This is a genomic window from Kitasatospora sp. NPDC097643 (assembly GCF_040302625.1).
GTDB lineage: Bacteria > Actinomycetota > Actinomycetes > Streptomycetales > Streptomycetaceae > Kitasatospora.
The window spans coordinates 1-21,751 of record NZ_JBEOSA010000090.1 but is presented as its reverse complement, the minus strand read 5'-3'; the positions used below and the strand labels follow the sequence as shown (position 1 = coordinate 21,751).

General features: G+C 74.8%; 15 protein-coding genes. 6 read left to right on the top strand and 9 right to left on the bottom strand.

What is annotated here, in order from left to right; genetic code table 11:
* Positions 1-230: 230 nt before the first annotated feature.
* Genes ABTY15_RS36165 through ABTY15_RS36155 form a run of 3 tightly spaced genes read right to left on the bottom strand, consistent with a single transcriptional unit; the run spans position 231 to position 2,865 of the window.
* The gene (locus ABTY15_RS36165) at positions 231-1,844 is read right to left on the bottom strand and encodes a PH domain-containing protein (protein ID WP_350605325.1); all 1,614 of its coding nucleotides are present in this window, start codon (positions 1,842-1,844) and stop codon (positions 231-233) included.
* Positions 1,841-2,341, bottom strand: coding sequence for a PH domain-containing protein (locus ABTY15_RS36160; protein ID WP_350605324.1), 501 nt, complete (start codon positions 2,339-2,341; stop codon positions 1,841-1,843). Before ABTY15_RS36160 ends, ABTY15_RS36165 begins: the two co-directional genes overlap by 4 nt.
* A gap of 14 nt (positions 2,342-2,355) precedes the next feature.
* Positions 2,356-2,865 carry a hypothetical protein gene (locus ABTY15_RS36155; RefSeq protein WP_350605322.1) on the bottom strand — a complete coding sequence of 170 codons (510 nt, stop codon included), beginning with the start codon at positions 2,863-2,865 and terminating at the stop codon, positions 2,356-2,358.
* Between the two features lie 221 nt (positions 2,866-3,086).
* On the opposite strand from ABTY15_RS36155, the gene ABTY15_RS36150 reads away from it, so the two are divergent.
* Both ABTY15_RS36150 and ABTY15_RS36145 read left to right on the top strand, forming a co-directional pair.
* Positions 3,087-4,436 (top strand): sensor histidine kinase, encoded by a 1,350-nt coding sequence (locus ABTY15_RS36150; protein WP_350605319.1) that lies wholly within the window; start codon positions 3,087-3,089, stop codon positions 4,434-4,436.
* Positions 4,433-5,077, top strand: coding sequence for a response regulator (locus tag ABTY15_RS36145; protein ID WP_350605317.1), 645 nt, complete (start codon positions 4,433-4,435; stop codon positions 5,075-5,077). The genes ABTY15_RS36150 and ABTY15_RS36145 overlap by 4 nt, the downstream gene beginning before the upstream one ends.
* A gap of 76 nt (positions 5,078-5,153) precedes the next feature.
* Here the strand turns inward: ABTY15_RS36145 and ABTY15_RS36140 are convergent, their stop codons facing one another.
* From ABTY15_RS36140 to ABTY15_RS36125, 4 genes are all read right to left on the bottom strand, one after another.
* The gene (locus ABTY15_RS36140; RefSeq protein ID WP_350605314.1) at positions 5,154-6,584 is read right to left on the bottom strand and encodes a class I adenylate-forming enzyme family protein; all 1,431 of its coding nucleotides are present in this window, start codon (positions 6,582-6,584) and stop codon (positions 5,154-5,156) included.
* Positions 6,585-6,891: 307 nt separating this feature from the next.
* Positions 6,892-7,563 carry a 4'-phosphopantetheinyl transferase family protein gene (locus tag ABTY15_RS36135; protein WP_350605312.1) on the bottom strand — a complete coding sequence of 224 codons (672 nt, stop codon included), beginning with the start codon at positions 7,561-7,563 and terminating at the stop codon, positions 6,892-6,894.
* Positions 7,560-8,423 (bottom strand): metallophosphoesterase family protein, encoded by an 864-nt coding sequence (locus ABTY15_RS36130; protein WP_350605310.1) that lies wholly within the window; start codon positions 8,421-8,423, stop codon positions 7,560-7,562. Before ABTY15_RS36130 ends, ABTY15_RS36135 begins: the two co-directional genes overlap by 4 nt.
* Before the next feature lie 53 nt (positions 8,424-8,476).
* Positions 8,477-9,412, bottom strand: a complete 936-nt coding sequence (locus ABTY15_RS36125) for an ACP S-malonyltransferase (RefSeq protein ID WP_350605309.1) — start codon at positions 9,410-9,412, stop codon at positions 8,477-8,479.
* A 251-nt stretch (positions 9,413-9,663) separates the two neighbouring features.
* Between ABTY15_RS36125 and ABTY15_RS36120 the strand changes: the two genes are divergently transcribed.
* The 4 genes from ABTY15_RS36120 (at position 9,664) to ABTY15_RS36105 (ending at position 16,642) form a co-directional block, all read left to right on the top strand.
* Positions 9,664-10,467, top strand: a complete 804-nt coding sequence (locus ABTY15_RS36120) for a carbon-nitrogen hydrolase family protein (protein WP_350605307.1) — start codon at positions 9,664-9,666, stop codon at positions 10,465-10,467.
* 30 nt (positions 10,468-10,497) lie between these two features.
* Positions 10,498-12,180: a flavin monoamine oxidase family protein gene (locus tag ABTY15_RS36115; protein ID WP_350605304.1), complete on the top strand. Its 1,683-nt coding sequence runs from the start codon at positions 10,498-10,500 to the stop codon at positions 12,178-12,180.
* 207 nt (positions 12,181-12,387) lie between these two features.
* On the top strand, positions 12,388-12,795 hold the full coding sequence (locus ABTY15_RS36110; RefSeq protein WP_350605302.1) for a transposase family protein: 408 nt from the start codon (positions 12,388-12,390) through the stop codon (positions 12,793-12,795).
* 946 nt (positions 12,796-13,741) lie between these two features.
* On the top strand, positions 13,742-16,642 hold the full coding sequence (locus ABTY15_RS36105; protein ID WP_350605299.1) for a helix-turn-helix transcriptional regulator: 2,901 nt from the start codon (positions 13,742-13,744) through the stop codon (positions 16,640-16,642).
* 141 nt (positions 16,643-16,783) lie between these two features.
* Here ABTY15_RS36105 and ABTY15_RS36100 read toward each other — a convergent pair whose 3' ends face one another.
* Together ABTY15_RS36100 and ABTY15_RS36095 are read right to left on the bottom strand one after the other, a co-directional pair.
* Entirely contained in the window at positions 16,784-17,548 is a 765-nt protein-coding gene (locus ABTY15_RS36100) for a thioesterase II family protein (RefSeq protein ID WP_350605297.1), read from the bottom strand.
* Positions 17,549-17,728: 180 nt separating this feature from the next.
* A partial coding sequence (locus ABTY15_RS36095; RefSeq protein ID WP_350605296.1) for a type I polyketide synthase occupies positions 17,729-21,751 on the bottom strand: 4,023 nt, incomplete at its 5' end.

Below are 21,751 nucleotides of genomic sequence, written 5' to 3'. Positions count from 1 at the left end.
GCCCCTCAGCACCCCTACGATTCGGCCGGCTACCCCTAGGAATTCTCTGGGGTGCCGACCGGGAGGAAATCGCGGAATTCGACCGGCGAATTCCTCACCCACAATCGGGCCACGCTAGCGCGTCCCGGCGGACCGGTAAAGCGGGCCGCCGGAATTCGCGCCGGAGCGGGGCACCGGGGTGCGGGACGTTCGGCCGGGGCGCGACCCGGGTGAGCCGGGTGCCGGTCCGGTCAGCCGCGGACCAGGAACGGCGCGAGGAGCCCGGGCACGGCCTCCTCGGCGAAGGCCAGCCCCTCCCCCTCGGCGACGTCGCGCACCCGGTAGACGCCCGCGCCGGCCGCGGTGGCGGCCCCCAGGGTGAGCAGCCCGGCGCGGCGCTGGAAGTAGGAGCGGGAGACCGTCCAGCCGATCACGCCCTCGCGCCGGAGGGCGACGGTGCGGCGGACGAAGGTGCCCGACCTGGCCACCAGGTAGGGGCCGGTGAGGCCGTGGCCGAGGGCACGGTGGGCGTCGGCGGCGAGCAGGGCGCCGGCGGGCAGCAGCACGGCGGCGGTGATCCCGGCGGCGACCAGGAAGGCGGGCAGCCAGATGCCCGGCAGCGCCACCGCGCCGACCACCGGCAGGACGACCAGCAGGGCCCGGTTGAGCCTGCGGCGCAGCGCCCGGCGGGGGTGACGGTGCAGGTCGGCGCGCTCGGTCGGCGACCGGTCGTCGCCGAGCACCGCGGCGGCGACCCGGAGCACCTCGGAGCGCGGTGAGGGCGGCATCAGGGCCCCGCGGGAGCGGTTCTCCTCGGCCGAGCCGAGTCCGCCCGCGACGGCCTGGAGCCGGGCGCCGCCGCCCGAGCGCAGCAGCAGTGGCTCGACCAGCTCGACGCCGCGCAGGCGCCGCTCCTCGATGGAGACCGACCGGTGGATCCACAGTCCGCGCCGCACCCGCAGAATGCCGCCCTCCTCGCGGGCCAGCCGGAAGCCGGACCAGCCCTCGACGTACAGGGCGACCGCGCCGGCGGTGCCGACGGCGGCGACGGCCAGCAGGGTGACCGGGACGGCGACCCAGACGGGCACCGAGGTGAAGGCGTCGGCCGCGCTGCGGACGACGCCCAGCTCCAGCGGGTCGACCTGCATCTCGTGCAGGGTGCGGTAGGCGGCGCCGAGCACGGCGAACAGGCCGCCGACGCCCCAGACGGTCAGCGGGGCGTAGCGGGTCCAGGACAGGTCGAAGGCGGCGATCATGTCGTCGGCGGCCTGTTCGACCTGCCCGCCGTGGCCGGCGGCGAGCAGCGCCGCGCGCCGGTTGAGCAGGTCCCGGCGGAGCGCGGCGGCCTGGTCGCGGGTGACGCCGTCCAGGGTGAGCGAGCCGCCCGAGGAGCCGACGGCGGCGACGCCGACGGTGACCGCGGCGAGGCCGACGAGGCGCTGCAGCGGCTTGGCGGTGACGTCGGCGTTGCGGATCCGCTCCAGCAGGACGGTGCGGCGGCTGCGGAACAGCAGGCCCTTGTGCACCTCCAGCCGGTCGTGGGTGACGCGGTAGCGGGTGGTGAGGCAGCGCATCAGATTGATGCCGGCGACCACCCCGAAGGCGATGGTGAGCGAGGCGACCGTGATCAGGGCCTGCAGGTTCGGCGTGCCGTGACCGCCGAGCGCGGTGCCGGCCGCGGTGGCGGCGGGGGCGAGCAGCCAGCTGAGGTGGACGGGGACGGAGCGCAGGCTGAGCCGCTGCCAGCCGGGGCCGTCCGGCCCGTCGACGGGCGCGGTCCCGGCGCGCTGGCCGGGGACGGCGGCGGGGTCGGCGACGGAGTCGGCGGTGCCGCGCTGCTCGGGCCCTGCGGGTTCGGTACTCATGTGGCGTCTCCCGGGGTGGCCTGGGTGGTGCGGGTCAGGTGCTCGACGACCTCGACGGCCTTGCGGTGGTCGATGCCGCGGATCGTCACGTCGCCGGCGGCGGAGGCCGTGGTGACCTTGATCCCGGCGAGCCCGAACAGCTGCTCCAGCGGACCGCGGACGGTGTCCACGGTCTGGATCCGTGACAGCGGGGCGACCCGCCAGCGCTGCCAGAGCCAGCCGGAGGCCGTGTAGACGGCCTCGTCGGTGGTCTCCCAGCGGTGCACCCGGTAGCGCCACTGCGGCATCACCGCGATGTACGCGACGCCGGGGACGGTGACCGCGAGCAGCACCCACCCGAAGACGAACCGGGCCGGCGGGATCAGGAGGTAGAGCGCGCCGGCGGCCAGGATGAGCGGTACGGGGATCAGCGAGGCCTGCACCGTCCACCAGGCGAGGGCGCGGCGCTCCACCCGGTGCCGCGGCGGCCGCAGCCGGAGTCCTTCGGATGAGGGCATTTCCTGTCCTGTTCCTATCGGGTGGTGACCCGGAGACGTCGGCGGCGGTTCAGCACCACAACCGTGCGTACGAGTACGGTGGCGAGTGCCATCAGCACGAGCGAATTCGAGAACACGTCGGGACCGCTGATCCGGTACCTGATGGCGAACTCGATGATATCGGCGGTGTACCAGTGCTCGATTCCGTAAACGAAGACCACCCGGGCCGCCGACATCAGGAGCCAGAACAATGCGTACAGCAGGCCCGCCCGGGTGTACACGTTCCCGTCGGAATCCACCTCGCCGGGGAGCATCGCCCCGGCGGTCAGGCCCAGGATGATGCCGATGCCGACGCCGACCAGTTGCAGCGAGAGGTCGTTGCCGGCCAGCTGCGGGCTGTGGAAGAACAGCGCCATCACGGCGGCCACCGCGATCAGCGGCCGGATCAGGCGCATGGTGGTGACCCGGCGTCGGCCGAGGTCGCTGACCAGGATGACGGCCAGCACCGTCCCGCTGACCACCAGGGTGGTGGTGAACCCGCTCATGTGGTGCGGCTCCCGAGGATCGTCCGTCGAGGAACGCGGTTCGTCCTCGCTGATCTCCACGCTAGGGACGCGGCGCGGGCGCCGGAACAACCGGTGGACGGACCGGGTGTCCACCGGTCGGTGGACACCCGGGGCGACGGCGCGGCGCGGACCGGCCCGGGCCGACGGGCCGCCGGCCGGCGGGTGCACGCGGCGGACGGCGCGTGGTAGGACTGGTCAGCGTGCCAGCTCGTGCCCTGCCCGACCAGCCCCCCGCCGCCGTCCGGCCCGTCCCCTCCGACCCGCCCGACCCGGGTGCGCCGGGTGTGCCGGACGTCCGCGCCGACGGCGCGCAGGCGGCCTTCCGGCAGGACCCGATGGCCCGTTGGGCCGGCCTGTGGGACGCGTACTTCGGGCTCTGCTACCTCGTCACCGCCGGGCTGCTGCTCACCTCGCAGGCCGCGCCGGGCAGGGTCGCCGGCGCGGTCGCCGCACTGACCCTGATGGTGCCCTGGTACGCCGCGTTCGGGCGGCCACTGCTGCGCGGCGGCGAACGGCCGCCCCGCAGCCGCTGGTTCGCGGCCGGCCTGCTCACGCTGTTCGCGGTGGCCGCCGTCCTCGACCTGGCCGCCGCCTTCGCACTGTTCGCCGTCTGCCCGATGCTGCTGATGAGCCTGCCGTCCTCGCCCGGGATCGCGGTGGTGCTCTGCGCCAACCTGGTGCCGCCCGCCCTGGTGTGGATCAGCAGCGGACGGCTCGGCCCCGAGGTGCTCGGCGTACTGCCGCTGGCCCTGCTGGGGATCGCGCTGACCGTGCTGCTGGGCCTGTGGATCACCAGGGTGGTCGAACAGAGCCGCGAACGCGGCCGGCTGATCGAGGAGTTGGAGCGCAGCCGGGAACGGGAGGCCCGGCTGTCGCACCAGGCCGGGATCGCCGCCGAGCGCGAACGCCTGGCCCGCGAGATCCACGACACCGTGGCCCAGGGCCTGACCAGCATCATCGCGCTGATCCAGACCGCGGAGGCGGAGCTGGAGGACGACCCGCAGCTGGCCCGGCGGCACCTCGCGCTGGCCGCCAGGTCCGCCGTCGACAACCTGGCGGAGACCCGCGGCTTCGTCGCCGCGCTCACCCCGGCGGCGCTGCGCGGTGACTCGCTCGGCGAGGCGCTGCGGCGCCGCGGCGGGGCGTTCGCCGCCGAGACCGGGCTGACCGTCGACTACACCACCGAGGGCACCGAGTTCCCGCTGCCGACGGCGGTCGCGGTGGTACTGCTGCGCGCCGCGCAGGAGTCGCTGGCCAATGTCCGCAAGCACGCCGGCGCCCGACGGGTCGCGCTGCGGACCGAGTTCACGGACGGCGAGGTGCGACTGACGGTCACCGACAACGGCTGCGGGTTCGACACCGCGGGGCCGACCGAGGGGTACGGGCTGCGCGGACTGCGGGCCCGGCTCGCGGAGACCGGCGGCACCGCCCGGGTGTCCAGCCGGCCCGGCTTCGGGACGGTGGTGGACGTCCGGGTGCCGCTCGGCACTGTCGGCCCGGCCCGGCCCGACGACAGCACCCGCGACGATCCCGACGGAGGGACCCGATGACGACGCCCGCCGCCGCTGCCCGGGCGATCACCGTGCTGATCGCGGACGACCACCCGGTGGTCCGCGAGGGCCTGTCGGCGATGCTGGAGTCCGCGCCGGGGATCATCGTCGCGGGGACGGCCGGCGGCGGCGAGGAGGCGGTGGTGCTCGCCGCCTCGCTCGACCCGGACGTGGTGCTGATGGACCTGCGGATGGGCGCGATGGACGGCGTCACGGCTACCGCGCGCATCCTGGCGCACTCGCGTCGCCCTCGCGTGGTGGTGGTGACCACGTACGAGAGCGATGCGGACATCCTGCGCGCGGTCGAGGCGGGCGCGGCGGGCTACCTGCTGAAGGGCACCTCGCGCAGCGACCTGATCGACGCGGTGCGGGCCGCCGCCCGCGGCGAGACGGTGCTCTCCCCCGCCGTCGCGGGCCGGCTGTTCCGGGCGCGGGCGCAGGAGCCGCCGCCGGTGTCGGCGCGCGAGCGCGAGGTGCTTCAGCTGGTCGGCCGGGGCCTGACCAACGCCGACATCGGCCGTGAACTGCACATCGGCGAGGCGACGGTGAAGACGCACCTGCTGCGGATCTTCCGCAAGCTGGAGGTGTCCGACCGGACGGCGGCGGTGCTGGCCGCGATGGAGCGCGGGCTGCTGGACTGACCGGGCGGCCGCGTCCGGACGCTCGGCGGGGCCGCCGCCCGGGTGCCGGACGGCGGCCCCGCCGAGCCGGCCCGGCTCAGGCGTCCGGCGCCGCCGGGCCCGCGTCGGCGAGGGCGAGCTCGGACATCCGGCGCTTGTCCGGCTTGCCGTTGCGGTTGAGCGGGAAGCCCTCCACGACGACCACCCGGTTCGGCTGCTCGTAGACGGGCAGCAGCTCGCCCAGCACCGCCCGCCAGTGGGCGGCGTCGCGCAGCTGCTCGTCCTCGACGAAGAACACCAGGCTGCTGCCGCGCCGCTCGTCCGGCAGCGCGACGATGCGGGTGGCGCAGCCCCCGGCGGCGGCCTTGCGCTCCACGATCTCCGGGTAGAGCGTGTAGCCGTTGCGGTGCACGGCGAACTTCCGTCCGAGGACGAAGAGGTTGCCGTCGGCGTCCAGGTAGCCGAGGTCGCCGGTGCGGAAGACGTCCTGGGCGACCGGGTCGATGCCGCCCTCGTCCGTCAGGTAGCCGACCATCACGTCCGGTGTCTCGACGAGCAGTTCGCCGACGACCCCGGCCGGCACCTCGCGGTCCTCGTCGTCGACGACCCGGATCCGCAGGCCGTCCATGACCCGGCCGCAGGAGACCGCGTTGTCGGCGGTGGCGAACGCGACGTTGCCGGCCTCGGTGCTGCCGTAGCTGTCGAGCAGCGGCAGGCCGAAACGCTCGACGTACAGGTCGGTGAGCGCCTGGTCGAGCGGGGCGGCGCCGCTGCAGAACATCCGGACGGCGCCGAGCGAGCGCTCCAGGACGGGCTTCTGGCGCAGGATGCCCAGGATGCTGCGGTAGGTCGCCGGGGCGGCGTCCAGCACGGTCGCCCCGGAGGGGCCGGCCATCCGCAGCGCCCGGTCGAGGCGCTTGTAGGGGGCGATGACCAGCGAGCCCTGCACGATCCACGCGATCAGCACCATCGACAGGCCGTACTGGTGCGAGAACGGCAGCAGCGGCAGCAGCACGTCCTCCGCGGTGTGGCCCATGTGGTGGGCGTTGCGCTCCAGGTTCTTCAGGAACCGGCCGCCGTTCTTGACGATGCCCTTGGGTGCGCCGGTCGAGCCGGAGGACCACATGATCAGTGCGTCGTCGAGGTCGCACCAGGCGCCGAAGTCCAGGTGCTGCTCCGTCACCCTGACCTCGGGGGCGGCGGAGATCAGCTCGTAGAGGTGGACCGGCTCGGCCTCCGGCGGGACCGGCGCGTCGTCGTCCACCAGCACCAGCTTGGTGCCCGCGCGGCGGATGATCGAGCCGGTCGCCTCGTACTTCTCCTGCTGGTCCACCAGGACGACCGAGGCGCCCAGGTGCATCAGGGCGAAGAGCACGGAGACGTAGCTCACGGAGTTCCCGGCCTTCAGCAGCACCCGACTGCCGAGTCCGACGCCGCGCTCGCGCAGCACCTGCGCGACCCTCAGGGTGTCCTGCTCGAACTCGGCGAGTGTCGCCGCCGAGTCCTCCGCAAAGATCTTTGCCGCCATCGGCTCACTCTTCCTTCTCGTACTCGGCGGCCACCGAGGGGGCGCGCCCGCCACTGCGGCGCGCGGGCGTCGGATCCGGGGCCGAGGGGGAGGTCCGCGGCAGTCGGCTGACGCGGCCTTGGGTCGGGCGCCCGTGGCGCCGGGCGCGCCGCACGATCGGCGGTCGGGGCCCGGCCGGGATCCCCGGAGCTCCGCCACATCCGGGACGTTACCGACGGGTCGGCGGCTGCAGTACCCCTATCCGCCCCCACCCCTGCGGGGTCGCCCCGGTCCGTCAACTCCCCTTCACCGCAGCCGTGCTGGACGTTCAGGGCCGCGGCACGGCGATCGCCGTCAGGACCAGGCCGGACGCGGCCAGCCAACGCCCCCGGAAGCCGGGCAGCCGCCGGCCGGCCACCACCGGGCCGGGGACGAGCAGCCGTGCCGTGAAGGTGCCGTCCGGGGAGAGCACCAGGGTCGCCTCGGTGAAGTCGAGCATCAGCCCGGTCAGCGGGAACCACGCCTTGTAGACGCTCTCCTTCGCGCTGAACAGCAGTCGGTCCGGGTGGAGTTCGGGCCGCGCGCGGCGCAGGGCGGCGATCTGCGGCAGCTCCTCCGGGCGGCCGATCGCCTCCAGGACGCCCTCGGGCAGCGGCAGGTCGGACTCGGCGTCGATGCCGAGGCTGAGCAGGCGGTCGGCCGGGGCCAGGGCGGCCGCGCGGTAGCCGGCGCAGTGCGTCATGCTGCCGACCAGGCCGTCCGGCCAGCGGGGTTCCCCGCGCGGACCGGGCACCAGCGGGACGGCCGGGCGGCCGAGGGCCGCCAGGGCGCGTCGGGCGCAGGCCCGGACCGCCCGGAACTCGGCCTGCCGCAGCGGCACCGACGCCGCGATGTGCTCCTGCTCCTCGGGGAAGAGCTCCGGCGCCTCGGCGGCCGCGGCCGGCAGCTCCGCGGTGGACTCCGCCACCGCGACCCCGCCGGGCAGGATCCGTTCGATCACCGGGCACCCCGCTCGGGCAGGATCCGGGTCAGCCCGGCCGGCGCGTCCGGTCCGCGCCGGCGCCACTCGCGCGGGTAGCCGACCGACACCTCCTCGAAGCGGACGCCGTCGTAGCGGGTGCTGCGCGGGATGTGCAGGTGCCCGTAGACGACGGCCGCCGTGCGGAACCGGGTGTGCCAGTCGGCTGTGGCGGTGGTGCCGCACCACTGGGCGAACTCGGGGTAGTACAGGACGTCGGTCGGGGTGCGCACCAGCGGGTAGTGGTTGACCAGGACGGTCGGCACCGCCGGGTCCTCCGCCGCGAGCCGGCGTTCGGTGGCCGCCACCCGGGCCCGGCACCAGGCCTCGCGGCTCGGGTAGGGGTCGGGGTGCAGCAGGTACTCGTCGGAGCAGACCACGCCGCTCTCGTGGGCCCGGGCCAGGGCCTGCGCCTTGGTCCGGGTGCCCGGCGGCAGGAAGGTGTAGTCGTAGCCGACGAACAGCGGCGCGATCCGCACCGGGCCGCCCTCCCCGTGCCAGAGCGGGTAGGGGTCCTCCGGGGTGTGCACGCCGAGGCCGCGGCAGATCCGCACCAGGTGCTCGTAGCGGGCGACGCCGCGCAGCGCGACCGGGTCGGAGGGGTGCGTCCACAGTTCGTGGTTGCCGGGTGCCCAGACGACGGTGGCGAAGCGCTCGGCGAGGACGCCGAGGGCCCACTCCACGTCGGCCGCGATCTCGCCGATGTCACCGGCGACGATCAGCCAGTCACGCGGGCCGTGCGGGCGCAGGCCCTCGACGATCGCGCGGTTCTCCTGGTAGCCGATGTGCAGGTCGCTGGTCGCGAAGAGCGTGCCGTCCGCCGCGCCGGGGTGGTTCGTCAAGGGGTGGTGCCTTCCTCGGGGCCGCTCGGCCGCGGGTGTGCGCCGACGGCCGGTCAGGCGGCCGGCTTGAGTGCCGATTCGGGGGCGAGCGTGCTGGTGGTGAAGTTGTCGACGGTGCAGCGCAGCCGGCGCAGCAGCCGGTCGCGTCCGACGATGGCGATCCGGTCGACGCCGAGGCCGGCCAGGGTGGCCACCACGCCGGGCCAGTTCATCGGGCGGACGAATCCGCCGAGCAGCCAGGCCGAGGCCTGCGAGGCGCTCTCCACCAGCGAGCCGTCCTGGTCGGAGACGATCGGCACGCGCGGGTCGCGCAGCCGGTAGCGGGCGAGGACGTCCCGCTCGACGCGGTCGCGCAGCGGGCCGAAGATGCTCGCGTGCGCGGGCGGGCGCATCGTGTACAGGGAGTAGCCCCCGCTGTCGCCGATGCGGCGCTTGAAGCCGTCCAGGGCCCGTTCGGAGAGCGAGACCATCCAGAGGTCGTGGTCGAGCCGGGCGGAGACCTCGTACCACTCCCCGGCGTCGGCGAGTTCGGCGAGCAGTTCGTCGAGCAGCTCCGGGCCGATCTTGACGAAGGAGTGGGTGACGATGTCGCGGTGGTGCTCGGTGAAGTACGCGGCCTCGCAGCGGGCGGTCTCGGCGACCAGGCCCACGGCCTCCTCGAAGGGCAGCACGCCCGCGTGCGCGGCGGCCGCCGACTTGCCGAAGCTGACGCCGGCGCAGTAGTCGGCCGGTTCCTGCCGGCCGGTGGCCAGACCCCACTCGACCAGGGCCAGCGAGGCGACGAAGGAGGCCACCTGCGCGGTCTCGGAGTAGTCGTCGTCGCTGTCGCGCAGCGCGTCGAAGACGCTGTGGCCGAGCACCTCGTCGGCGGCCGCGAAGTACTTCCGCGCGGCGGCGTTGACCACCATGAAGCGGCCGAAGTCGGCGAAGCGCGAGGGGCCCATGGCGGGGAAGACGAGTGCGTTGCTCCCCGGCTCACCGGTCGTCATGTCAGCCCGTTCTGTCGGCGGTTCGGGACGGGACGTGGCCGGCCGGCGGCGCCGGGGCAGGGGTCCCGGTGGAACACAACCGCGCCGGCCGGGGCGCCGCCACCCCTGTCGGCACCCCTGCGGCCCCTAGCGGCCGGCCGCGGCGGACCCGCGCTGACCAGGGGTTGTCGGGGCGGGCCGCGCCCGCCTAGCGTCGGTGGCGGCGAACGACGCCCGGGGACGACGGCACCCGCTACCTGAGGACGCACGCGATGAGGATTGCTTGCTGGCAGGCCGCGTGCGGCTCCCCCGACGTCCCGCACCTGGTGGCGCGGCTGCGCGAGGCGGCCCGCCGGGCCGCCGAGGCGGGCGCCGAGCTGCTGGTCGCGCCGGAGATGACCCTCGGCGGCTATCCGCTGCGGCCCGGCAACCTGGCCGAGGCCTCCGAGCCGGTGGACGGCCCGCACTGCGCGGCCGTCTCCGCGGTCGCCCGGGAGTTCGGCATCGCCGTGGTGCACGGCTGGCCGGAGGACGACGGCACCGGGGTCTACAACGCAGCCCGGTTGGTGGGCCCGGACGGCGGCACCCTCGCGGCCTACCGCAAGGCGCACCTGTTCGGCGACGTGGACACCTCCCGCTTCGTCCCGGGCGACCACGGCGTGGTGCAGGCCCGCCTCGGTGGGCTGACCGTGGGGCTGCTGGTCTGCTACGACGTGGAGTTCCCCGAACCGGTGCGGGCGCACGCGATGGCCGGCACCCAGCTGCTGCTGGTGCCGACGGCGCTGATGCGGCCCTGGGACGTCGTCGCCAGGACCCTGGTGCCGGCCCGGGCCTTCGAGAGCCAGCTGTACGTGGCGTACAGCAACTGGATCGGCGAGCGCGGCGGCCTGGACTTCTGCGGGCTGACCACGGTGGCCGCCCCGGACGGCACGCGGGTGACCCTGGAGGAGCCCGTCGAGGGCCTGCTGCTGGCGGACGTCGACCCGGCCGTGGTGGCGAAGGCGCGCGCCGACACTCCCTATCTCCACGACCGGCGTCCCGAGCTCTACGAGGGTCTGCCCGCCCGGCTGGGCTGACCCTGTGGGCTGGGCCCCGAAAGGTGTCCCATGTCTCCCGGTACCGGCGCGTTCTCGCGTGAACTGACCGCCCCGCTGACGATGTTCGGCCCCGACTTCCCGTTCGCCTACGACGACTGGCTGGCCCATCCGGCCGGGCTCGGCCGGGTGCCGGCCGAGCGGCGCGGCACACCGGTGGCGGTGGTGGGCGGCGGCGTGGCGGGCCTGGTGGCCGGCTACGAGCTGCTGCGGCTGGGCCTGCGCCCGGTGGTGTACGAGGCCGGGGAGCTGGGCGGCCGGATGCGGGCGGTGCCCTTCCCGGCGGATCCGGCGGTCTCGGCGGAGATGGGCGCGATGCGCTTCCCGCGGTCGGCGCGGGCGCTCTTCCACTACGTGGACGCGCTCGGCCTGGAGACCAGCCCGTTCCCCAACCCACTGTCGGCGCACACCCCGAGCACCCTGGTGCACCTGAACGGCGAGCGCCGGGTGGCGCGGACGGCGGAGGACCTGCCGCCGGTGTACCGGGAGGTGTCGGACGCCTGGGAGAAGACGCTGCTGGAGCAGGCCGAGCTCGCGGTGGTGGAGGCCTCCGTCCGTCGGCGCGACGCCCCGCTGCTGAAGGCGGTGTGGAACCGGATGGTGCGCACCCTGGACGACCAGTCCTTCTACGGCTTCCTGGCGGCCTCGCCGTACTTCCGCTCGTTCCGGCACCGGGAGATCTTCGGACAGGTGGGCTTCGGCACCGGCGGCTGGGACACCGACTTCCCCAACTCGATCCTGGAGGTGCTGCGGGTGGTGTTCACCGGCGCCGACCAGGACCAGGTGCGGCTGGTCGGCGGAACCGGCGGGTTCGTGGACGGGCTGTGGACGCGCCCGGCCGGCCCGGGCGGGCACTGGCCGGCCGGCACCTCGCTGGCCGCCCTGCACGGCGGGCGGCCGCGTCCCGGGGTGCGGGCGCTGCGCCGGGCCGGCGACGGCATGGAGGTGACGGACGCCGACGGGGTGTCGGAGCGCTACGCGGCGGTGGTCTTCACACCGCACGTGTGGACGCTGCTGAACCGGGTCGCGTGCGACCCGGCCCTGCTCTCCCAGCAGCACTGGACGGCGGTGGAGCGGACCCACTACATGGGCGCCTCGAAGCTGTTCGTCCTGACGGACCGGCCGTTCTGGCTGGATCGCGACCCCGCCACCGGCGCGGACACGATGAGCATGACGCTCACCGACCGTGCGCCGCGCGGGGTCTACCTGTTCGACCAGGGCGGCCCTGATCGGCCGGGCGTCATCTGCCTGTCGTACACGTGGAACGACGACTCGCTGAAGTTCGCCACGCTCAGCGACGAGGAGCGGCTGGAGGTCCTGCTCGCGAGGATGGCGGAAATCTATCCCACGGTGAATCTCCGTAGGCATATCATCGGACCGCCCGTTACGGTGACCTGGGAGACCGAGCCGCTGTTCATGGGCGCCTTCAAGGCGAACCTGCCCGGGCAGTACCGCTATCAGCGGAGGCTGTTCACCCAGTTCGTGCAGGACGGCTTCCCGGCCGGTCAGCGCGGGTTCTTCCTGGCCGGGGACGACGTCTCCTGGACGGCGGGATTCGCCGAGGGCGCGGTCACCACCGCGCTCAACGCGGTGTGGGGCGTGGTGCACCACCTCGGCGGCGCCACCGACCCGGCCAATCCCGGCCCCGGGGACGTCTTCGACGAGATCGCACCGCTCCTCCTGCCGGAGGAGTGAGCGCACGCCTCGAGGGCAGGCATGCGGGTGTCGGGCTGGGTAGCGATGGGGGACGGCAGCGGTGGACGTGAGGCGGGGGCTGGGCCCGGGAGGACCGGGCACGAGACGACCGGACCTCGGGAGTCCGGATCCGCGCCGGTCCGGCCCGCCGCCCCGGAGCCGGACGGAGCCCGGCAGCAGCGCACACCGGACCGGGCAGGACGGGCGATGGCACAGCTGATCAGCGCGGCGGAGACGACCTGGGTGGAACTGCTCACCGGTCTGGCCGCCGACGAGTTCGCCGAACTGCTGGAGTCACTCCGCCCCCTCGCGGGGGCCGACGGGCCGCGGGCCGGCCGGCGCTGGGCACTCGGCCTGGATGACCGGGTCCTGCTGGTGACGACCTACCGGCGCACCGATCTGACCATGCGTGAGGTGGCCGCGCTCTTCGGCATCTCGAAATCCGCCGCCGACCGCATCGTCGGCCACCTCGGCCCGCACCTGGAGTTCACCGGCACGCTGCGCCGCCGCCGCTGCCGGCTGGTCGTCCGGGACGGGACCGCGACCGACACGGGCGGCGTCCTTCCACAGGCCGACCCGCAGGACGGCGACTGCTCCGACTGCCGGCAGCCGTAGGTCGCGCCCTCAAGGCCCCGGACGTCGGCCCCGGCCCACCGGGACGCATCCCGTGCCGACCGCGGCCGGACCCGACCGCACACGACCGCTCCACCTCTCGACCATCGAATCGCCCACCCACGACGGCCGGTTTCCCGCAGCAGCGCTCCACTGCGGGAGACCGGCCGTTCGCTTGCATGTCCGAGTAATTACGGGACAGTTACGGAAATCCGCGAACCGGACGGCGCCGGCGGATGCCACTGTTCGGAAGTTGAAGGCTCCGAGCCGCCGCACGGGCGGGCGGCGGCCCGGCGATATGGGCGATTAGCCCGGATTCGCGGCTTCGACCCCGCCGAATGGGGGCCCCTACCCCTACCCCTAGGACTCCTAGCCGCTACCAATCTTGATCGGTTCCTGACGGCAGGTATCGTCCGGCGGGGCCCGGCAGTGTTATGTTCTGACTAGTTGTCCCGCAACTCCTTTTCACGGCCTCGGCGGACGGGCACAGTGGCGGAGCGGACGGGCATTGCAATCCGCGCGATCGCGATTCTGGTTGAATCCCGGATCATTCTTCATTCGGGCCGAACCGGAATTGTCGGCGCCAGTTCACCCGGGGGAACAGTGTTCCACGCTATGGAATACGGCATTCGACACGTTGGGAACGGGCAGCCGAACGGATCGTCTCGGCACAGATCCAGACGCACCGTCAACCTTATCTGCTCGCCTGCCAGTCAGTGAGGCGACCGGCGCCGCCGCCAGCGAGGACTCGCCCGGTGGGCAGCGGTGCCGACGCCCCGATCCCGGCGAACCGACGCCCCGTCGTCGGCCCCCGCGCACCGCGGGCCGACGGCCCGGAGGCCTGCCGGGAACGCCTTTGAACATTCCGTGCCGCCGTACGCGAACGCGCCCTCGTACCCGGGCATTCGCCACGGTCGGCTGTCGGGAACCGAAGCGAGGAGCCCAGCACATGACGGCCCGAACCGAATTGATCGAACGCGGCGAGGAATTGCTCCAGCTGAGCCGAATCACCACCGACGCGCTGAACGGGGTGGGAGCGGTCGGCCTGGTAGCAGGACCGGTCGCCACCGGCAAGAGCGTCCTGCTCAGCGCACTGTGCGAGCAGGCCCACGCGGCAGGCTTCGTCACCCTGCGTGCCGTCGGGGCGCAGGCCGAGAACCACACGCCGCTCAGCATCGCCGGCCAGCTACTGCGCCACGCCCCGCTCGACCCGGCGCGCCACGAGCACGTCCAGCGCCTGCTGCGGCTCGCCGTCACCTCCGCCGCGGCCGCCGGGACCGATGCGCCGCCCGCCCTCCACGCACGGACCGGCCCGGACTCCGACGCGGGCCGACCGGCCCGGCTCTGCGGCGACCTGGTCCAGGAACTCTGCGCCGTCCTGTTCGAACTCTCCACCGTGTCGCCGATCCTGCTCTGCGTCGACGACGTGCACCACGCCGACGAGCACTCCCTGCAGTGGCTGCTCTTCCTGATCCGGCGGCTCGGCTCGGCCCGGATCGCCGTGGTCCTGGCCGAGCGCACCGCCTCCCAGCACCCGCAGCCCGCCTTCCACGCCGAACTGCTGCGCCAGCCGAACTGCCGCCGCGTGATGCTCGGCCCGCTCAGCCACGACGGCGTCAGCGCCCTGATCGGCGCCCGGCTGGAGGACGGCCGGCGCACCGGCGCGCAACGCGACGAGGAGCTTGCGGCCTCCGAGCTCCGCGCCCGGGTCGACGCCCTGACCGGCGGCAACCCGCTGCTCGTCCACGCCCTGCTGGACGACCTGCGGACCTGCACCCGGCTGCCCTCCGAAGCCCGGTCGGCCACCCTGGGGGCCGGCTACGCCTTCTCCCAGGCCGTCGTCAGCTGCCTGCACCGCAGCGAGGCCTCGGCGCTGGCGGTCGCCCGCGGCATCGCCGTCCTCGGCGACGAGAGCTGCGTCCAGGTGCTCGGCCACCTGGTGGACCGCTCCCCCGCCTCGGTCGAACGCGTGATCAGGGGTCTCGACTCGGCCGGCATGCTGGAGCACGGCCGCTTCCGCCACCCGGCGGTGCGCACCGCCGTCCTGCACGACACCGACGCCGGCGAGCTCAGCCGCCTGCACTTCCGCGCCGCCCACCTGCTCTACACCCGGGGCGCCCCCGAGCGGGCCATCGCCGAGCAGCTGCTGGCCTCCACCGAACCCGGCGAGGCCTGGAGCACCAAGGTGCTCTGCGACGTCGCCCGCGAGGCGCTGGTGGACGGCGACGCCGCACTGGCCCGGCGCTGCGTCGAGCACGCCCACCGCGGCTGCACCGACCGCCGCCGGCGCGGCGAGGTGCTGACCCTGCTGGCCGGCGTCGAGTGGCAGCTCCAGGCCGGCAACGCCGTCCGCCACCTGCCGCAGCTCACCTCCGCCCTGCGCTCCGGCGACCTCGCCGAACGCCAGTCCGTCGTGGTGCTCAAGTACCTGCTGCGGCACGGCCGACTCACCGAGGCCTCGGCCACCCTCGAACACATCATCTGCCAGCAGTGGACGGTCGAGAGCCGCACCGCCGCCGAGCTGCAGACCGTCAAGCTCATGCTCTCCAGCTCCTACCCCGGCGCCATCGCCGACCTGCCGCCGCTCGGTCCCTGCCGGGTCGACGAGGAGCACACCCCCGCCGCCGTCCGGGCCGACCCGCAGCTACAGGCCGCTGCCGTCCTGGACGAGGTGCTCAGCGGCCGGGCCCGCGAGCACACCTTCCTCGCCGCCGAACAGGTCCTGCGCAGCCTGCGCCTGACCTACCGCTCCTGGGAGCAGGCCGAGTTCGCCCTGCTCGCGCTGATCTACGGCGACCAGCTGGACCGGGCCGCGGTCTGCTGCGACCAGCTGCTGGAGCGGATCGGCAACGCCGCCGAGGGCTGGCGCCCGCCGCTGCTGGCGCTGCGCAGCCAGATCGCCGCCCGCCAGGGCCGGCTGGCCGACGCCGAACGCGACGCGATGGCCGCCCTGGAGTCGATGCCCTGGCAGGGCTGGGGCGTCAACATCGGCCTCCCGCTGGCCACCCTGCTCTGCGCGCAGACCGCGATGGGCAAGTACGAGGACGCCGCGGAGCTGCTCAACCGCCCGGTGCCGCAGGCCATCTACAAGACCCGCTACGGCCTGCACTACCTCTATGCGCGAGGCGAGTTCCGGCTGGCCACCAACAACTCCCAGGCCGCCCTGGACGACTTCACGATCTGCGGCGAGATGATGCAGGACTGGGACCTCGACCTGCCGAGCGTGGTGCCGTGGCGCGGCGCCGCGGCCCGGGTGCACCTGCAAGCCGGCGACGTCCAGAAGGCCAAGGTGCTGATCGACGAGCAGACCCGGCGCCTGCAACCAGGGCCGTCCCGCTCGCGCGGCATGACGGTGCGCCTGAGCGCCGCCGTCGCCGAGCTCAAGCACCGCCCCTCACTGCTGCGGCAGGCCGTCGACGAGCTCCAGCGCAGCGACTCGCCGATCGAGCTGGCGCTGGCGCTCGCCGACCTCGGCTACGCCCACCAGAAACTCGGCGACCACAAGCGTTCGCGGATCATGATGACCCGCGCCTGGCAGCTGGCCAAGGAGCACCGGGCCGAGCCCATCCAGCGCGGCCTGTCGAACCTGTTCTCCGACGTCCGCGAGGAGGTGCCGCAGACCGCAGGGGGCGCCTCTGCGGGCGGCCTCAGCGACGCCGAGCGCCGGGTCGCCTCGCTGGCCGCGCTCGGGCACACCAACCGCGAGATCGCGCGGGAGCTGTTCATCACCGTCAGCACCGTGGAGCAGCACCTGACCCGGGTGTACCGCAAGCTCAAGGTCACCCGGCGCAGCGACCTGCCGGGCGAACTGTGCCTGGCGGCCGGCGGGGGCACCGCCAGCTACGCCTGATCCCCGATCGGTCCCGCACCCCGCTCCGCGCTCTGCACCGGCGCAGCAGAACGACCACATACTTGACGCATCCACACCAAATCTCCTCATGCGCCGTCGGCCCCGCTCGCCCAGCGGGGCCGACGGCGTGCTGCCGCCCGGTCAGGCGGTGTACGCGGCCAGCCCGTCGGTGATCTCGGCCAGCACCTCCCGCTGGTGCGCGGCGAGGTAGAAGTGGCCGCCGGGGAACACCTTCAGCCGGAAGTCGCCGGTGGTCTCCTCGGCCCACGCCTTGGCCTCCTCCACGCTGGACTTCGGGTCGGCGTCGCCGATCAGCGCCACGATCGGGCTGCTCAGCGGCCCGCCCTCCGGGCGGCGGTAGGTCTCGATCGCCCGGTAGTCGTTGCGGATCGCCGGGAGGATCATCCGCAGGATCTCCTCGTCGCCGAGCAGTGCCGTGTTGGTGCCGCTGAGCGCCTTCAGCTCCGCCACCAGACCGTCGTCGTCGCGCAGGTGGACCCGCTCGTCCCGGTGGGTGGCCGGCCCGCGGCGCCCGGAGGCGAAGAGCACGGCCGGGGCGCGCCCGTCCGCCTCCAGCCGCCGGGCCAGTTCGAAGCCGAGGACCGCACCCATGCTGTGCCCGAACAGGGCGAGCGGGCGGTCGTCCTCGACGGGGGCGACCACCCGGTGGATGCGGTCGGCGAGCTCGGCGACCGTCCCGATGCTGGGCTCGGAGCGGCGGTCCTGCCGGCCGGGGTACTGCACGGCGAGCACCTCGATGCCCGGCGACAGCGCGGCGGACACCGGGAAGTAGAAGCTCGCCGAGCCGCCGGCGTGCGGCAGGCACAGCAGCCGCACCGGGGCGTCCGGGGCCTGGTGGAAGCGGCGGATCCAGAGGTCGTACTCGGCGGGGTCGGGCGCGGTCATGCGGGATCTCTCTCTTCGTTCGAAGGGCGGGTGGGTGGGTCGGTGGGTCGCGGTTGTGCGGGTGGGGGCCGTCCCGGCCCGCCGGGGGTCGGGCCGGGACGGCGCGGACGGCACCGGCACTCGGGGCCGGTGCCCGTGGCGGTGCCGGCGCCGCCGCGGCGGGAGGCGCCGGCACCGGGCTCAGCAGACCTCGCGCAGCCAGTTCTCGATCAGCCCGGCGGTCGCGGCGGCGTGCTCCTCCATGACGGTGAAGTGGTCGCCGAGACCGTCGAGCACGGTGTGCTCGTGCGGCCAGGAGGCCCGGGCCCCACTGGTGAGCGCCTCGGCGCCGGCGCCGGGCGCGGAGAGCGACTCGGGCGCCCGCACCAGCAGCGTCGGAGCGGCGATCCCCGCCGGGCGCCAACCGGTGAACAGCCGCAGGTAGCCGCCCATCGCGGTGAGCCTGGCGTCGTCCATCGGCACGTACGCGCCCTCGCGCGCCAGCATCGCGCCGGTCAGCACGGGCAGCAGCTCGGCGACGGAGGTCGCCCCGCCGTCCGCTGTCGGGGCGCCGGGCGCGGCGGGCGCCGTGAAGGAGTAGGTGTCGACCAGCACGACGGCGGACGGTCCGGCGCCGAGCTCCTCCAGCCGGGCCGCGGTCGCCTGGGCGAGCAGGCCGCCGGTCGAGTGGCCGAGCAGCACGAACTTCGCGCCGTCGGCGACCCGCAGCACGCTCTGTGCCGCCAGTTCGAGGATCGCCGCCGCGTCTGCGGGCAGCCGCTCGCCGTCGAGGAAGCCGGGCAGCGGCAGCGCGTTCACCGCCCGCCGCCCGCGGAAGGCCGCGGCCAGCCGGGCGTACTGGTGCGGCCCGGAGATCGCCAGCAGCGAGGGCAGGCAGACCAGCAGCGGCTGCTCCGGCCCCTCGGCGAGCCGGACCGGCTCCATCACGGGCGCCGACGCCGACGCGGCCTCGGCCGCGTCGAAGGCCGGACGGAAGCGCGAGGCCGCGAACAGCAGCTCCATGAACTCGCCGCTGCGGCCCGTCGCCGCCGCCGACCGCAGCAGGGCGCCGATGCTGCCCAACGGGCGCCCGCTCTCCCCGCTGCCGGCCGCCGGCTCCGTACCCGGCCCGTCCGTCGCAGCACCGGACGTCCGGGACGCCACGAGCAGGGTACGCAGCCTGGCGGCCACCAGCCGCGGCGCCGGGTGGTCGAAGAGCAGCGTCGCCGGCAGCCGCAGGCCGGTGGCCGCGCCGAGGCGGTTGCGCAGCTCCACGGAGGTCAGCGAGTCGAAGCCCAGCTCCAGGAAGGCCCGTTCGGCGTCCACGGCCTCCGGCCGCGGGTGACCGAGCACCGCCGCCGCGTGCATCCGGACGAGCTCCAGCAGGATGCCGTCCTGCTCCTCGGCGGACCGCCCGGCCAGCCGCTCGGCCAGCACCTGCGGCGAGGACCCGCCGGCCGCCGCGGAGCGCCGCAGCGGGATGCGGACCAGGCCGCGCAGCAGCGCGGGCACCCGGCCGGTCGCGGCGGCCCCGGCCCGCACCCCGGCCAGGTCGATCCTGGCCGGTACCAGCAGCGCGCCACCGGGGTCGGCGGCGGGGTGACCGGTTACGGCGGCGGTGTCATCGGCGTCGGCGGGGGCCCGGGTGGCGCCGGCGAGCGCCAGTGCGGTGTCGAACAGGGCCAGGCCCTCGGCGGAGGAGAGCCCCTCGACGCCGCCGCGGGCCAACCGCCGGACGCCCTCGTCGCCGAGGTCGCCGGTCATGGTGCTCTCCTCGGCCCACAGGCCCCAGGCGAGCGCGGTCGCGGGCAGGCCGGCGGCGCGGCGCCGCTCGGCGAGCGCGTCCAGGAAGGCGTTGGCGGCCGCGTAGTTGCCCTGGCCGGCCATGCCGAACACGCCGGCGGCGGACGAGAAGAGGACGAACGCGGCCAACGGGTGGCCGGCCGTCAGCTCGTGCAGGTTCCACGCCGCGTCGACCTTCGGCCGCAGCACGGCGTCGAGCCGTTCGGGGGTGAGCGAGGCGAGCACGCCGTCGTCCAGCACACCGGCGGCGTGCACGACGGCGGTCAACGGGTGCGCCAGGCCGTCGAGCAGCGCGGCCAGGGCGGCGCGGTCGGCGACGTCGCAGGCGGCGAGCGTCACCTCGGCGCCGAGCGCGGTCAGCTCGGCGGACAGCGCGTCGGCCCCTTCGGCGTCCGCACCCCGGCGCGAGACCAGCAGGAGGCGCCGCGCGCCGTACGCCGTCACCAGGTGGCGGCTGACCAGCGCACCGAGCAGGCCGAGCGCGCCGGTGACCAGCACCGTGCCGTCCGGGTCGAGCGCGGGCGCCGTGGCGTCGGCCGTGTCGGTGGAGTCGGTGGTGTCGGGCACCCGCGCCAGGCGCGGGGCGAGCGCGTCCCCGGCGCGCAGGGCCACCTGGGGCTCGCCGCAGTCGGCGGCACGCGGCAGGACGTGCAGCGAGGCCGGGTCGGCGTCCAGATCGACCAGGACGATCCGGTCCGGGTGCTCCGCCTGGGCCGTCCGCAGCAATCCCCACGCAGCCGCCGCCGCCAGGTCGCCGGCGGGCGCCGGGCTGTCGGCGGTGGCCTTCGGATCGGCGGGGGCCGTCGCCCCGCGGGTCACCACGACCAGGCGGGAGTCCGCGAACGGTTCCAGGTCGAGCCACTGCTGGAGGAGTCCGAGCAGGGCGTGCAGCCGGGCACGGGTGGCGGACACCGGGTCGGTCCCGTGCTCCGACGGTCCGGCGCCGAGCAGCGGGAGGACGACGGTACCCGGCGCGGCCGCACCGTCCGCGACGGCGGCGGACAGCGCGTCCAACCCGCCGTACGGGGTCGCCCCGCCGAGGCCGAGCAGCTGCGCCGCATCCGCCGCAGCGCCGGCACCCGGGCCGCCGAGGTCCGGGTCCGCGGCCAGGACCGCCCAGCCCTCGCCCGGCGCGGTCGCGGCGGGCGGGCCCAGCGGCACCGGCGACCAGTCGACCCGGAACAGCGACTCGTGGAAGGCCGTCCGACCCGCCGACAGCCGGTCCACCGCGACCGGCCGCAGCACCAGCTGCTCGACCGTGGCGACCGGCGCGCCGGTGCCGTCCGCCACCGCCAGCGAGACCGCGTCGGCGCCCTGTGCGGTGATCCGCACCCGCAGCGAGGCAGCCCCCGCCGCGTGCAGGCGCACCCCGCCCCAGGCGAACGGCAGCCGGGCCTGTCCGGCACCGGCCAGCACACCGCCGAGGCCGATGGCGTGCAGCGCGCCGTCCAGCAGCGCCGGGTGCAGTCCGTAGCGGGCCGCCTGGTCGTGGCTCTCCTCCGACAGCTCCACCTCGGCGAACAGGTCGCCGTCGCGGCGCCAGGCCGCGCGCAGGCTCTGGAACAGCGGGCCGTAGCCGAACCCGGCCGCGGCGAAGCCCTGGTAGACGGTGTCGACCGGGACGGCCTCGGCAGCGGCCGGCGGCCACTGGGACAGGTCGGGGCCGGCGTCGGTCGAAGGAGCTGCGGACAGCTGGCCGGCGGCATGCCGGATCCACGGCTCCTCCGCCTCGGCCGCCTCGGCCCGGGAGTAGAGGCTGACGGCGCGCCGGCCGCCGTCGTCCGGTGCGCCGACCCAGAGCTGGACCTGCACCCCGCCCTGCGCGGGCAGGAACAGCGGTGCCTCCAGCGTCAGTTCGTCGAGCCGGTCGCAGCCCACCTGGTCGCCGGCCCGGACGGCCAGCTCCACGAACGCGGTGCCCGGCAGCAGCACCAGCTCACCGACGGCGTGGTCGGCCAGCCACGGGTGCGAGTCCAGGCCGAGCCGGCCGGTGAACAGGTACCCCTCGCCGTCGCCGTCGGCCAGCGCGAGGGACGCGCCGAGCAGTGGGTGGTCGGCGGACCCGAGACCGGCCGAGGTGACGTCGCCCAGCCAGCCGGTCAACGGGCGCGGCCAGTAGTTCTCCCGCTCGAAGGCGTACGTCGGCAGTGCGAGCGGCGGCACGACGGTGGTACCGGCGAACGCGGCCGCCCGCCAGTCGACGGCCACGCCGCGCACCCACGCCTCCGCCAACGAGGCCAGCACCCGGCGGGGGCCGCCCTCGCCGCGGCGGAGCGTGCCGAACGCAACGGCATCGCGTTCGGCCGCCTCGATGCTCTCCTGGAGTGCCATCGCCAGCACCGGATGCGCACTGACCTCCACGAACGTGCCGTAGCCGTCGGCGAGGAGGGCGTCCACCGCCTCGGCGAAGCGGACGGTGGT